Origin of the sequence: Burkholderia sp. GbtcB21 (genome assembly GCF_019091065.1) — a bacterium.
Taxonomy (GTDB): Bacteria; Pseudomonadota; Gammaproteobacteria; order Burkholderiales; family Burkholderiaceae; genus Burkholderia; species Burkholderia pyrrocinia_C.
The window spans coordinates 62687-76700 of record NZ_JAGXKA010000023.1; the positions used below are offsets into that span (position 1 = coordinate 62687).

Consider the following 14014-nt stretch of genomic DNA (forward strand, 5'->3'; position numbering starts at 1 on the left):
GATGACACAGCCACCGTTTCGGACGCGTATGCCTACCGGAGGGGCCTGACACTGCGTCCCTCAATTCCGCTGCTCATCCTGCGCAAGTCCGGGATTAGTCCAAACAAGATATGTTTATCCCATACGGTTGTCTGAAAGACGTCGGTGGAATTGCACAATCTCCCCCATGCCGACATCCGAAGAAAAAGCCGCGTTCTCGGAACGCCTGAAATTCGCCCTGCGGCGCAGTCCGGAGAAGGTCACCGGCGCGACGGAGCTTGCGAACAAGTTCAATCTGCGCCACCGCGGAACGCATCCCGTTTCGCCGCAAACCGCGCACAAGTGGCTGACGGGCCGCACGATTCCGACGTCGGACAAACTCGCAACGCTCGCCGAATGGCTGCGCGTCGAACTGCACTGGCTGCATTACGGGCCGTCGCCGAGCGTGATCGAACACCCGACACCGCAACCGCTGCCGCGCGACGAACGCTATCCGCCGACGCCGGAAACGATCGAACTCGCGTCGAAGATCGAGGCACTGTCTCCGCATCATCGCTACCTCGTTCAGGAACTGGTCGAGCAGTTCTACGGCGAACCGAAAATCGAAGCGAAGAAATCCTGACCGGGAACGGCACGCGCATCGCACACCGCGCGCCGCCGCCGAGAAGCAAAAAAGCCGCATGGGCGAACCATGCGGCTTTTTTTCGTGCATCGCGGGCGGCTCGCCGCCCGCGGGTGCGACGGGCGTCAGGCCGGTTTCTTCTTGACCCCGCCGAGCTTGCGCGTGATGTAGTACTGCTGCGCGATCGACAGCACGTTGTTCACGACGTAGTACAGCACGAGGCCGGCCGGGAAGAAGAAGAACATGACCGAGAACGCGATCGGCATGAACTTCATCATCTTCGCCTGGACGGGGTCCGGCGGCGTCGGGTTCAGGCTCGTCTGCACGAACATCGACACGGCCATCAGCACCGGCAGGATGAAGAACGGATCGCGCTGCGACAGGTCGTGAATCCACAGAATCCACGGCGCGCCGCGCATTTCGACCGACGCGAGCAGCACCCAGTACAGCGAGATGAACACCGGGATCTGGATCACGACCGGCAGGCAGCCGCCGAACGGATTGACCTTCTCGGTCTTGTACAGCTCCATCAGCGCCGAGTTCATCTTCTGCGGATCGCTCTTGAAGCGTTCGCGCAGCGCCTGCATGCGCGGCGTGATTTCCTTCATGCGCGCCATCGACTTGTAGCTCGCGGCCGACAGCGGGAAGAACACGGCCTTGATCAGCACCGTCAGCAGCACGATCGCCCAGCCCCAGTTGCCGACGTAGCCGTGGATCTTCTCGAGCAGCCAGAACAGCGGCTTCGCGATGATCGTCACCCAGCCGTAGTCCTTCACGAGTTCCAGGCCCGGCGCGATGCCTTCGAGCATGCGCTCTTCTTCCGGACCGGCGAACAGGCGTGCCTGCACGTCGGCCGACTGGCCCGGCGCGATCGCGGCGACCGGCTGCTTCACGCCGACGCGGTACAGCGCCGGATCGATCTTTTCAGCGTAGATGTCGCGCTTCACGCCCGACTGCGGAATCCATGCCGACGCGAAGTAGTGCTGCACCATCGCGACCCAGCCGTTGTCGGCGGACTTCTCGAAGTTCGCCTTGTTCTTGTCGAGGTCGCTGAAGTCGATCTTCTGGAAGTGCTTTGCGTCCGTGTAGACCGCCGGCCCGAGGAACGTGTGCGAGAACATCGGCGTTTCGACGGCCGTGTTGTCGCGGACGAGTTCCATGTAGACCGTCGGCGTGACAGGCGCCGTGCCGACGTTGTCGATCTTGGTGTCGACGCCGATCACGTAGCTGCCGCGCGTGAACGTGTAGGTCTTGATGACCTTCACGCCGCCCTTCACCGGCGATTCGAACGACAGCTTCAGCGTGTTCTGGTCGCCCGTCAGCGACGTCGAGCCGGCGTTCAGCTGCGTGTAGACGTCGTTGTGGTTCGGGAAGTCGCCGCCGAGCAGGCCCGAGCGCGCGAGATACGTGTGGCCGGCCGTGTGGTCGAACAGCGTGATGTACAGGTCGGGCTGCTTGCCGTCGCCCTGCTTCTTCAGCGTCAGCTTCGCGAGCGTGCCGCCGCGCGTGTCGATTTCGCCGTCGTACACGTCGGTCGAGAACTTCACGAGCTGCGCCTGGGCGGCCGGTGCCGTCGTCGACGGTGCGGTGCCGGCTGCGGCGGCAGGCACTTCACCTGCGGTCGTCGTCGTCGCGCCCGTGCCCGATGCGCCGCCGGCCGCGGCCGCGGGGGCCGTCTGCGTGGCGCTCGGGAAGAACATCGACGGGCGTCCATGGGAACGCTGCCAGTTGTCGTACAGCATGACAGCTGACATGAAGAAGATCACCCATAGGACGGTGCGTTTGATATCCATGCGTTGTCTCAGAGTCGATGGGACCGCGCGTCGGCTTCGCCGCGAGCGCGAGTGTCGGAGTTGGGCGGCGGGACGAGGTCGATGCCGCCCGCGGAAAACGGATGGCATCGGCACACGCGCCTGACGGCGAGATACGTGCCGCGCGCGGCGCCATGATACTGGATTGCCTCGCGCGCGTAATCCGAACAGGAAGGATAAAAACGGCAACGGTTGCCGAGCAGGGGGCTCACGGCAACCTTGTAGAAGCGCAGCAACGCGATCAAGACCGTTTCCATACCTTGGGCGGCGCCGTTCGGCGCCGCGTCAAAACCGGCCGGGCAGGCGCGAACGCCGCACCGGGCACGGATGCGTCACTCGGACGCGGGCTTCGACGCACGGCGGGCGATTTCCCGGACTGCCCTGTCGAGCAGCTCGCGGATTTCGGCCGCACACATCGCCGCGAGCGGGGCGGAAGCCGCGCTCGGCAGCGCTTTCTTGTCGAAGCGCGTGTGCTGCCGCAGCAGCAGGTCGTAACCGGCGAATTCGGCCCGGCGCAAGCGAAACGCGTCGCGCGCCAGCCGCTTCACGAGATTACGCGTGACTGCACGCGGCGCATACTTCTTGCCGACGACGAGCCCCAGACGCGCGGGCTGACCGGTCGGCTTGCCGTAAATCACGAAGTGCGCGGAACGCCGCCAGGGGCGCAAACGAAAAACGGATGAAAATTCATCCGTTTTCAGAAGTCGCGCAGCTTTCGGGAAGGCGGCTTTCGTCTGCGACGGATTCGCACCCGGCTCGACGGCACCTTCCGCAGGACTGCGGACGGCGGACACAGCGCGCAACCTGCCTTAGATGGCGAGGCGCTTGCGGCCCTTCGCGCGGCGAGCGTTGATGACCTTGCGGCCACCTGCCGTCTTCATGCGGACACGGAAGCCATGGGTGCGCTTGCGGCGCGTCACGGACGGTTGGTAAGTACGTTTCATGATGTTCTCACTTGTTCGAGAATGTCGAAATTCAGGGGACCGCGTGCCCTTAACCGGAGGCATTCGGGCGAACGCAATCGCCGGGAATACAGGATTGGTTTTCGCGGAACCCGCTATTTAAACCGTTTTTCTCTTGACGGTCAATACTTTACGAGTCACGCGCCTGTGCCGGCCCGCGCCGATCCGGCCCCGCGACCCACAATCACAGCCTGTGGATAAGTCCCGCTGTGGCCGCGTTTGGCGTTAGAATCTCGCCTTATCTCCAAGAATCCCGCACGCCGCTTCGGCTCCCGCCTGCCTCTGCACGACTGTGACGCAGGCGTCCGAGGCACGCTCGCACGACCGCTTCGGGCCTTGTTGCGCCATCGCGACAAGGGCGCCGGCGAGCCGCGCTGTGCATGCAAAAAACGACAGCTACTTGATGAACGATTTCTGGCAACACTGTTCCGCACTGCTGGAGCGCGAGCTGACGCCCCAGCAGTACGTGACGTGGATCAAACCCTTGGCCCCGGTGGCCTTCGATGCGTCGGCGAACACGCTGTCCATCGCCGCGCCGAACCGCTTCAAGCTGGACTGGGTCAAGAGCCAGTTTTCGGGCCGGATTTCCGATCTGGCCCGGGATTTCTGGAACGCGCCGATCGAAGTCCAGTTCGTCCTCGATCCGAAGGCCGGCATGCGCAGCGCCGCTACGGGCGCCGCGTCGGCCACCCCGCGCGCGCCGCTGCAGCCGAGCGGCCCGGCCGCCACGGTGGCCGCGATCGCCGCCAACCTGACCGCGCATGCCGCGGCGGCGCCCGCCGCGCCGGCCGACGTGCCGATGACGCAATCGGCCGCCGCCGCGCACCACCTGAACGCCGACGACGCCGACATCGACCTGCCGAGCCTGCCCGCGCACGAAGCGGCCGCCGGCCGCCGCACGTGGCGCCCGGGCCCCGGCGCCGCGCCCGCCAACGGCGGCGAAGCCGATTCGATGTACGAGCGCTCGAAGCTGAACCCCGTGCTCACGTTCGACAACTTCGTGACCGGCAAGGCGAACCAGCTCGCGCGCGCCGCCGCGATCCAAGTCGCGGACAACCCCGGCATCTCGTACAACCCGCTGTTCCTGTACGGCGGCGTCGGCCTCGGCAAGACCCACCTGATCCACGCGATCGGCAACCAGCTGCTGCTCGACAAGGCCGGCGCGCGGATCCGCTACATCCACGCCGAGCAATACGTGTCGGACGTGGTGAAGGCGTACCAGCGCAAGGCGTTCGACGATTTCAAGCGCTACTACCACTCGCTCGACCTGCTGCTGATCGACGATATCCAGTTCTTCTCCGGCAAGTCACGCACGCAAGAGGAATTCTTCTACGCGTTCGAGGCACTGGTTGCGAACAAGGCGCAGGTGATCATCACCAGCGACACGTATCCGAAGGAGATCTCGGGGATCGACGATCGCCTGATCTCGCGCTTCGACTCGGGCCTCACCGTCGCGATCGAGCCGCCCGAGCTGGAAATGCGCGTCGCGATCCTGATGCGCAAGGCGCAGTCGGAAGGCGTGAACCTGTCGGAAGACGTCGCGTTCTTCGTCGCGAAGCACCTGCGCTCGAACGTCCGCGAACTCGAAGGCGCGCTGCGCAAGATCCTCGCGTATTCGAAGTTCCACGGCCGCGAGATCTCGATCGAGCTGACCAAGGAAGCGCTGAAGGACCTGCTGACCGTGCAGAACCGGCAGATTTCGGTCGAGAACATCCAGAAGACCGTCGCCGACTTCTACAACATCAAGGTCGCCGACATGTATTCGAAGAAGCGTCCGGCGAACATCGCGCGGCCGCGGCAGATCGCGATGTACCTGGCGAAGGAACTCACGCAGAAGAGCCTGCCGGAAATCGGCGAGCTGTTCGGCGGGCGCGATCACACCACCGTGCTGCACGCCGTGCGCAAGATCGCCGACGAGCGCAGCAAGGACGCGCAGCTCAACCACGAGCTGCACGTGCTGGAACAGACGCTGAAGGGCTGAGCGCGCGGGCGCGCTTGATAATTCGGCCTCCGCCCCAATTTAAGGGGGGCGGTTCGGTTTTGAGGCACAATACTGGTTTGACCGCCCCGGCGGTGGCGGGCCAAGAGCCCGGCCGGCGGGGCGCTGCGTGGCTGCTGCGCTGCAGGCCGTTACTCAACGAAGGAACTCTATGCAACTGGTCAAGACCGAACGAGACACCCTCCTCAGGCCGCTGCAAACGGTCAGCGGCATCGTCGAACGCCGCCATACGTTGCCGATCCTCGCCAACCTGCTGATCACCAAGAACGGCCCGGACGTTTCGTTCCTGTCGACCGACCTGGAGCTGCAGATCACCACGCGCGCCGATTTCGGCGTCGGCGGCGACCAGGTGGCCACCACCGTCGCGGCCCGCAAGCTGCTCGACATCCTGCGCGCGATGCCTGACGGCCAGGTCACGCTGTCGCTCGCCGACAAGCGCCTCACCGTTCAATCGGGCAAGAGCCGTTTCGCACTGCAGACGCTCGCGGCCGACGAGTTCCCGACCGTCGCGCAGGCGAAGGATTTCGGCGCGACCCTCACCGTCCCGCAGAAGTCGTTCCGCCAGCTGCTCGGCATGGTGCACTTCGCGATGGCGCAGCAGGACATCCGCTACTACCTGAATGGCATGCTGCTCGTCGTCGACGGCGACCAGCTGATGGCCGTGGCCACCGACGGCCACCGCCTCGCGTTCTCGTCGATGAAGCTCGAAGGCGGCACGTTCGGCCGCCAGGAAGTGATCGTCCCGCGCAAGACGATTCTCGAGCTGCAACGCCTGCTCGAGGACATCGACGACACCGTCACCATCGACATCGCGCAAACCCAGGCCAAGTTCACGTTCGGCCAGGTCGAGCTCGTGTCGAAACTCGTCGAGGGCAAGTTCCCCGACTTCCAGCGCGTGATCCCGAAGGCGCACAAGAACACGTTCGAGATCGGCCGTGAAGAACTGCAGCGCTCGCTGCAACGCGCGGCCATCCTGACCTCGGACAAGTTCAAGGGCGTGCGCTGCATCATCGCGCCGGGCCAGCTGAAGATCATGTCGACCAACGCCGACCAGGAAGAGGCGCAGGAAGAACTGGAAATCGCCTATCAGGGCGACACCGTCGACATCGGCTTCAACGTCACGTATCTGCTCGACGTGCTCGCGAACCTGAAGGTCGACACCGTGCAGGTGAGCCTCGGCGACGCCAGCTCGAGCGCGCTGATCACGGTGCCCGAGAACGACGAGTTCAAGTATGTCGTGATGCCGATGCGCATCTGACGCGCGCGACATCAAGACACACACCAGGGGGCGGCAAGCCCCTTTGGCGTTTTTATGGCGAACCGACAACCCGTCCTTTCGGTGCCTGACCGGCACCGTGGACGAGCCAGGAAACTGGAGCGGCCCGGCGATTTCTCTCGCTGAAACGCACCGCGCCGCCACTAGAGTGGCCTCGCAGAACCGGAAGATATCCATGAGTGAACAGCACAATTCGCAACCCGATAACAGCAGCTACGGCGCCTCGTCGATCCAGATCCTCGAAGGTCTGGAAGCGGTGCGCAAGCGCCCCGGGATGTACATCGGCGACACGTCGGACGGCACCGGTCTGCATCACCTCGTGTTCGAGGTGCTCGACAACTCGATCGACGAAGCGTTGGCCGGGTACTGCAACGACATCCACGTGACGATTCACGCCGACAACTCGATTTCCGTGACCGACAACGGCCGCGGGATTCCGACCGACGTGAAGATGAACGACAAGCACGAGCCGAAGCGCAGCGCCGCCGAGATCGTGATGACCGAGCTGCACGCCGGCGGCAAGTTCGACCAGAACAGCTACAAGGTGTCCGGCGGCCTGCACGGCGTGGGCGTGTCGTGCGTGAACGCGCTGTCGAGCTGGCTGCGCCTCACCGTGCGCCGCGGCGGCAAGAAGCGTTTCATGGAGTTCCATCGCGGCATCGCGCAGGATCGCGTGCTCGAGATGGTGGACGGCGTGGAAGTGTCGCCGATGCTGGTGACCGGCGATACCGAGAACCGCGGCACCGAAGTGCACTTCATGGCCGATCCGACGATCTTCGGCACCGTTGAATATCACTACGACATCCTCGCGAAGCGGATGCGCGAGCTCTCGTTCCTGAACAACGGCGTGCGGATTCGCCTGACCGACCTGCGTTCAGGCAAGGAAGACGATTTCGCGTTCGCCGGCGGTGTGAAGGGCTTCGTCGAATACATCAACAAGACGAAGACCAACCTGCACCCGACGATTTTCCACGCCAACGGCGAGAAGGATGGCGTGGGCGTCGAAGTCGCAATGCAGTGGAACGACAGCTACAACGAGAACGTGCTGTGCTTCACGAACAACATTCCGCAGCGCGACGGCGGCACGCACCTGACCGGCCTGCGGGCCGCGATGACGCGCGTCATCAACAAGTACATCACCGATAACGAAATCGCGAAGAAGGCCAAGGTCGAAACGACCGGCGACGACATGCGCGAAGGGTTGTCGTGCGTGCTGTCGGTGAAGGTGCCGGAGCCGAAGTTCAGCTCGCAGACGAAGGACAAGCTGGTTTCGTCCGAAGTGCGGGCGCCGGTTGAAGAAGTCGTCGCGAAGGCGCTGGAAGAGTTCCTGCTGGAAACGCCGCTCGACGCGAAGATCATCTGCGGGAAGATCGTCGAAGCCGCGCGTGCGCGCGATGCTGCGCGCAAGGCGCGCGAGATGACGCGCCGCAAGGGCGTGCTCGACGGCGTCGGCCTGCCGGGCAAGCTCGCGGACTGCCAGGAGAAAGACCCGGCGAAGTGCGAAATCTACATCGTCGAGGGCGACTCGGCAGGTGGGTCGGCGAAGCAAGGGCGTGACCGCAAGTTCCAGGCAATCCTGCCGCTGCGCGGCAAGGTGCTGAACGTCGAGAAGGCGCGCTACGACAAGCTGCTGTCGTCGGAGCAGATCGTCACGCTCGTGACCGCGCTCGGCTGCGGGATCGGCAAGGACGATTACAACCTCGACAAGCTGCGCTATCACCGCATCATCATCATGACCGACGCGGACGTCGACGGTGCGCACATCCGGACGCTGCTGCTCACGTTCCTCTATCGGCAAATGCCGGACATGATCGAGCGCGGGTATGTGTATATCGCGCAGCCGCCGCTTTACAAGATCAAGGCGGGCAAGGACGAGCGGTATCTGAAGGATGATGTGGAGCTCAACGCGCACATGCTGCGGTTGGCGCTGCAAGGCTCGGAGCTGGTGCCTGGCGAAAATGCGGCCGTGATTTCCGGCGATGCGCTTGGGGAGCTGGCGCGGTCGTATCTGCTGTCAAGGAGCGTGATCGACCGGTTGAGCCGGTTGTATGACCCGGCCGCGCTGGAAGCGATCATGGACGGGGTTGCTATTGATCTCTCCAACGAGGCTTCTACGGAGGCTTCGGCGAAGGCGCTGCACGCTGCGTTGCATGACGAGGCCTTGAAGAACGAAGTGCGTGTGGTGCCTTCGTATGATGCGGTGCGTGAGCAGCGGTCGCTGCACGTCGAACGCACCCATCACGGGAATGTGCGGGTTTCGGTCATCGATCAGGAATTCCAGCATACGGCGGATTATCAGCAGCTCGTGGCCACCGCGAATACGTTCACGGGGCTTATTGGGGAAGGTGCTGTTATCAAGCGCGGTGAGCGCAGCATGGCTGTGACGGACTTCAAGAGCGCGATGAAGTGGCTGCTTGCGGATGCCGAGCGGAACGTGTCGAAGCAGCGGTATAAGGGACTGGGGGAGATGAACCCCGGTCAGCTGTGGGAAACGACGATGGATCCGACGGTACGGCGACTCCTGCGTGTGCAGATCGAGGACGCGATTGCTGCGGATGGGATCTTTACTACGCTGATGGGGGATGATGTGGAGCCGCGGCGGGCGTTTATTGAGTCGAATGCGTTGAGGGCGGGGAATATCGACGTTTGAGGCAGCCGGCTGTCGAATGTCACAATTAGCGAATATTCTCGGAAATCGTTTGGCGCGGACTACACCTCTTCTCGGTGCGATTTTTTGGAGGTGTGAGCATAGCGCCTATGTCGAAGCCGTCGCGCGAAGGTTGGGAATTTGATACTCCTCTGGTCCGCCATCCGGTATTCCAAGAAACTCCAACGAAGTCCGCAAACCCCGCGCCCCATAAGGCTCGCGGGGTTTTTTGTTTCCATCTCCAGATCATGGGTTCGGTTAACAGCCAGGGGCATTCATGAACGGCTGAAAGCCTTCGTTGCATAGATCTCGCAGCACTTCGACGGCGGGAACGTAGGTGTTGCGTTCCGAGTGGCTTTCGTGCCTGCCAGCCGCGACGACGAAAGAAACACAACGCGGCGAATCGACGCAAGCGGCTCTATCCCACGATGTCGACACAGAACTCCTACTTTTATACGTAGTAGGTATCCATGCAGCAGTCGTCGTGCACAACATACACTTCCCGAGTTGCTTCGAGCAACGAAATCGCTATTGGCTCGGCGGCTTCAAGTTCTCTGGGCCACCTGCCGATAAGAGAAGTATCGAGGCAATGGAGTACCTTTGGGGGAATACCCTGTAATGAGTGGCGACAGAGACAAGCAGTCTAAATGCTAAGATAATTCGAAGAATACCCATGACGTGGCCGCAGAACTTGGAGCTGCTTCACTTTACGGGCCGTCTTTGTGAAACTGTTTTCCATGATGATCAAAAGAGACCACAATCAATTGTTTCGGGGAGCGATGCGTGATTTCCGTCGATGAGTTTGTCGCTGCAGTCCAATCGGTTCTGTCCAGACAGTTAAACGATCCACAGCTTGAATGTACCCGGCACCCGCAGATGCCGGCACTGATGATCGTAGCCGGGCCCGGTTCGGGCAAGACCACGGTACTGGTACTTCGGGCATTGCGGCATGTACTGGTAGATGGCATGCCTCCGGATTCCGTTGTCATCACGACTTTCACCCGGAAAGCAGCAGCCGAATTATCCAGCCGACTGATCAGTTGGGGCCTTAAGCTTGTCGCCCACTTTCTCGAGGCCGCTGCGCGCTCCGGGGATATTGATCGGGAGAGATGGCTTGCCGCCCTCGACATCAATGCAATCCAGGCCGGAACCCTCGATAGCTTCTGTCAGTTGTGGCTGGGCAATACTCGCCAGGTCGGGTCCCCGACGCCGGTCATGCTTGAAGAGTTTGCCGCCAACTTCGTCTACCGGCGAAAGGTCTTCACGCCTATTTACAGGGGAGGCCAACAGGCGACGCTAGACCCGTATTTGGCACAGTACAACTTCGAGCAGCAACCACCGCGAAACCAGACGCAGGCAGGGAATCTGTCGATTTCGCTCAACAATCGACTGATTCAGGATCTTGTTGACATCGGGACATACGGCGCAGGCATCGCTGCGCAACAAGTTCAAGCAAGTTTACTCGCGGACTACCGGCAACACCTTCAAAGCCAGCAGATGTTCGACTTTTCACTGTGTGCGGAGCGAATACTCGCCGGACTAAGAGCCGGTACCCTGTATCCGGAATTGCCCGCGATCTGTGCCCTCTTGGTCGACGAGTACCAGGATACCAACCCGTTGCAAGAGGCAATTTACTTTGAGCTTGTCCGACAATCAGCATGCACTTTCGCAGTAGTGGGTGATGACGACCAAGCTTTATATCGATTTCGCGGCGCAACCGTTGAGCTCTTCACAAATTTTCAATCGCGATATTCGAGTGCAATTCCGGGTGCGACCAGCCATCTTGTTTACTTGATCACAAATCACCGGTCGACGCCGGAGATTGTCCAGCTATTCAATGATTTCGCCCAACACGACGCACAATTCCGATCCGCCCGTGTGGCGGGGAAGCCAGCCATCGCCCCGTTTAACCCTAGCCGCGGAATTCCAGTGCTGGGAATGTTCCGAGATTCGATGGCTGACCTAGCGACTGATCTGTCGCAGTTGCTGTTGGACGTTTTTCAGGGTAGTGGAAGACCAATACCGGGTACTGACACTACATTGCGGGCGAGCGCGCAAGGAGGCGCGATCGGGGATGCCGTTTTCCTTGCATCTAGCGTCCGGGAATATAAGGACGACAACCAAGGAGGTCTCGTTGAGCGACTGCCGGCTTTGCTTCGCCAGCATCTCGAAGGAGGGGGGCTCGGTGTCTTTAATCCGCGTGGGCAGGATCTGCGGGACATCCTGAATGTCCAACGGCTGTTGGGACTGGTGCTGCTATGTCTGGACCCCACTGATAGCATTGAAACGGGAATGTACCTTACGCGGGACACGCAGCGATACATTCCTCAATGGCGAGCGGCAGCGCAGGCGTTCATTTCATCGAATCCGGCACCCACTAAGAGGGGCAATTCTTTAGCAAAGTACGTCGACGGATGGCGTACGCGCAATGAAAACGCGGAAACCTGGCCGGACGAGATCCCTCTGTTGGATCTTCTCTACAAGCTAATCGTCTGGTTCCCTGAGTTTCAGAAAGATCCCGAACATCAGGTTTACCTTGAAGCAGTTATGCGGTGTGTGGTACAGGGCGCTCACTATTCAAGCTACGGATTCGCGATACTCGATGCTGCACCACACGACCAACGTAGCCGTTCTGTTGTGATCACGGACCTACTTTCTCCCATTGCAGAGAAAGTGATCGATATTGACGAGGACTTGTTGTTTGCGGTGCCAAGGAATCGGCTCAGTATTATGACGATCCATCAATCAAAAGGACTGGAATACCCATTAGTTATTGTTGATGTAGGTTCTGAATTCAAAACGAATCATGCCAAACAAGCGTTTCGCCGATTCCCTCGAGATCCTTCAAACACCGTTTTGATGGAATCAGCGCTTGCACCGTACACGCCTGTAGGAAAAGTGCGGACGGTGCGTAGCGATCTCGATCGAACATTTGATGATCTGATGCGTCTCTACTACGTGGCCTATAGCCGCGCCCAAGTTGCTCTGCTACTTGTTGGCCTAACCAAGAGCATTGAGTACAAGACCTCCGTTCAGAATATCGCAACATTCTGGACGCGAGACGGTTCTTGGGCATGGCGAAGTAACAATCCCCCGCTGAAAAGTGGGACGCCCACGCGCCCGGAGCGCATGCCGCTAACTTTGCTATAGGTAAGCATATGACACTCGACGCTCGTCACGAGCCGACGACGATTCCCAGCTACAGTTTGACAGGTGATCTTCTGTCGTATTTGCGCTGCGGACTACAGTATCGTTACCAAAACGGTAGTGCCCTGCCCCCAGCTCGACCAGTCCAATTGTGGTTCGGGGAGTTTATTCATGGCGTGATGGAGATGGCATATACGTTGTGGAAGCAACGCGGCATACCCTTGCCGTGGCCATCAACGGAAATCGAATGGGCTGATCGCGAGGTTGGCAAAGGGCTCCCGGATCACGACATCGGAGAGATCGGGCGTCGTGTCGAAGCAGTGCTTGCCGTTCAAGGGAAAATTCCGCGCAACGGTGACGCACGAAGGACAGCGTATACGCGCGCCGCAGAAGCCATCAACCTTATCGGCCCTCATTTATTCCCCTTGGTAGTATTTGCCGAAGAACCGTTGGCCGGTTCTCGACCGCTTCCGAGTGGGCCAGCGGCAGCAGGGCTTCGCGCAGAACGGTACGGTGTAACCGGTGTGGCCGACGTGCTAACTAATATCAGTCTGAACCAGGTTCAGACCGACAATCTGATGCGGGTTGCCATCGAACAGGCCCTAAGTAGACAAGGGACAGCTTTGCCATCCGAATTTGAGGTAATTGTCGACTATAAAGGTGCCGCTCGACCGGATCTTGGATTCGACCAGAAGGACTACTGGCAACAGCATGATTGGCAAATCCAGATGTACGCCTGGCTACGCGCACGCAAGGCCGAGGCAAAGCCCGTCGTGGCAGGAGTCGTGCTTTATGTAAATGAGTTGTTGCCTAGCACGACCGATGTTATCGGATTGCGGGGGCAGGTTAAGGCAGGAAGCACGGACGTCCTGCCGGTAAGAGGAAGCGAGGACTACTACGTCCTGACTACGGCGCGATCGGGGTCAGGAGCAGGCAGAGAATTGAGTCAGGCCTTCCGAATTCAGCGAGCGCTGAGAGTTATTCCAGTCACGCCCGCCAGCATTCAAGCCGCCGGACAAGCATTCGACAATGTGGTCGTTGACATTGAGCAGCGAATTTCGCGCGAGATCGATCTAGGAGACATTTCGAAGGTTTGGCAACCGTCCTGCGAAGATGCCGATACCTGTGTTGCGTGCGACTCGAGATATTTCTGTCCTCGTCCCGCTGGAAAGGATGCTTCCTACCAAATTGAGCCCCCCACTGCGCCTTAATTGAAAACAGTGTCCGCGGTCAGACAGCCCAGGCTTCGGGAAGGCAAGCGAGAGCAAGGTTTCGCAATCACATGTAACAAGGCGCCACATTGTAGGTGGAGGCATCCCCCGGTCTCCACGCACATTTGACCTAACAACTCGGGCGTGTCTGCACCCACTTCGGTGCCAGGCGGAGTGAATATTCGTCACACGGAGAAACGCAAGTGCGATGAACTGCGGTCCGGTCGTTTCGCTGTGGATTCCGGCGACGACCCCTTTGCTCTCGCTCGATTGCAATTCGCAGCGTAAGCGTGGCACCGACACCGTATTGCTTTAGCATGGCGGCTTTCCAATCGAGATCGCCGAGATGCCAGTGGAGCC

Annotated in this window: 10 protein-coding genes; 6 read left to right on the top strand and 4 right to left on the bottom strand. The window is 60.6% G+C overall.

Features of this window, described 5'->3' with window-relative positions:
• Positions 1 to 166 precede the first annotated feature (166 nt).
• Positions 167 to 601, top strand: a complete 435-nt coding sequence (locus KVT39_RS33205; protein WP_034179397.1) for a transcriptional regulator — start codon at positions 167 to 169, stop codon at positions 599 to 601.
• A gap of 125 nt (positions 602 to 726) precedes the next feature.
• Here the strand turns inward: KVT39_RS33205 and yidC are convergent, their stop codons facing one another.
• The 4 genes from yidC to rpmH form a co-directional block, all read right to left on the bottom strand.
• Complete coding sequence (gene yidC, locus KVT39_RS33210) at positions 727 to 2394, bottom strand: membrane protein insertase YidC (RefSeq protein ID WP_217591043.1); 1668 nt, start codon at positions 2392 to 2394, stop codon at positions 727 to 729.
• Positions 2395 to 2402: 8 nt separating this feature from the next.
• The gene (gene yidD / locus KVT39_RS33215; RefSeq protein WP_009694594.1) at positions 2403 to 2669 is read right to left on the bottom strand and encodes a membrane protein insertion efficiency factor YidD; all 267 of its coding nucleotides are present in this window, start codon (positions 2667 to 2669) and stop codon (positions 2403 to 2405) included.
• 75 nt (positions 2670 to 2744) lie between these two features.
• Positions 2745 to 3206: a ribonuclease P protein component gene (gene rnpA, locus KVT39_RS33220; protein WP_021157986.1), complete on the bottom strand. Its 462-nt coding sequence runs from the start codon at positions 3204 to 3206 to the stop codon at positions 2745 to 2747.
• Between the two features lie 15 nt (positions 3207 to 3221).
• On the bottom strand, positions 3222 to 3356 hold the full coding sequence (gene rpmH / locus KVT39_RS33225) for a 50S ribosomal protein L34 (RefSeq protein WP_004198824.1): 135 nt from the start codon (positions 3354 to 3356) through the stop codon (positions 3222 to 3224).
• A gap of 421 nt (positions 3357 to 3777) precedes the next feature.
• On the opposite strand from rpmH, the gene dnaA reads away from it, so the two are divergent.
• From dnaA to KVT39_RS33250, 5 genes are all read left to right on the top strand, one after another.
• Complete coding sequence (gene dnaA / locus KVT39_RS33230) at positions 3778 to 5355, top strand: chromosomal replication initiator protein DnaA (protein ID WP_217591044.1); 1578 nt, start codon at positions 3778 to 3780, stop codon at positions 5353 to 5355.
• 169 nt (positions 5356 to 5524) lie between these two features.
• The gene (dnaN, locus tag KVT39_RS33235) at positions 5525 to 6631 is read left to right on the top strand and encodes a DNA polymerase III subunit beta (RefSeq protein ID WP_006756934.1); all 1107 of its coding nucleotides are present in this window, start codon (positions 5525 to 5527) and stop codon (positions 6629 to 6631) included.
• Between the two features lie 193 nt (positions 6632 to 6824).
• Entirely contained in the window at positions 6825 to 9299 is a 2475-nt protein-coding gene (gene gyrB / locus KVT39_RS33240; RefSeq protein WP_034179399.1) for a DNA topoisomerase (ATP-hydrolyzing) subunit B, read from the top strand.
• A gap of 780 nt (positions 9300 to 10079) precedes the next feature.
• Entirely contained in the window at positions 10080 to 12446 is a 2367-nt protein-coding gene (locus KVT39_RS33245) for a DEAD/DEAH box helicase (protein ID WP_217591045.1), read from the top strand.
• Positions 12447 to 12454: 8 nt separating this feature from the next.
• Positions 12455 to 13654, top strand: coding sequence for a PD-(D/E)XK nuclease family protein (locus tag KVT39_RS33250; protein ID WP_217591046.1), 1200 nt, complete (start codon positions 12455 to 12457; stop codon positions 13652 to 13654).
• The last annotated feature ends 360 nt before the right edge of the window (positions 13655 to 14014 follow it).

Coding starts and splice junctions, on each gene's coding strand:
- KVT39_RS33205 (WP_034179397.1), top strand. CDS start 167: ATGCCGACATCCGAAGAAAAAGCCGCGTTCTCGGAACGCCTGAAATTC.
- yidC (WP_217591043.1), bottom strand. CDS start 2,394: ATGGATATCAAACGCACCGTCCTATGGGTGATCTTCTTCATGTCAGCT.
- yidD (WP_009694594.1), bottom strand. CDS start 2,669: ATGGAAACGGTCTTGATCGCGTTGCTGCGCTTCTACAAGGTTGCCGTG.
- rpmH (WP_004198824.1), bottom strand. CDS start 3,356: ATGAAACGTACTTACCAACCGTCCGTGACGCGCCGCAAGCGCACCCAT.
- dnaA (WP_217591044.1), top strand. CDS start 3,778: ATGAACGATTTCTGGCAACACTGTTCCGCACTGCTGGAGCGCGAGCTG.
- dnaN (WP_006756934.1), top strand. CDS start 5,525: ATGCAACTGGTCAAGACCGAACGAGACACCCTCCTCAGGCCGCTGCAA.
- gyrB (WP_034179399.1), top strand. CDS start 6,825: ATGAGTGAACAGCACAATTCGCAACCCGATAACAGCAGCTACGGCGCC.
- KVT39_RS33250 (WP_217591046.1), top strand. CDS start 12,455: ATGACACTCGACGCTCGTCACGAGCCGACGACGATTCCCAGCTACAGT.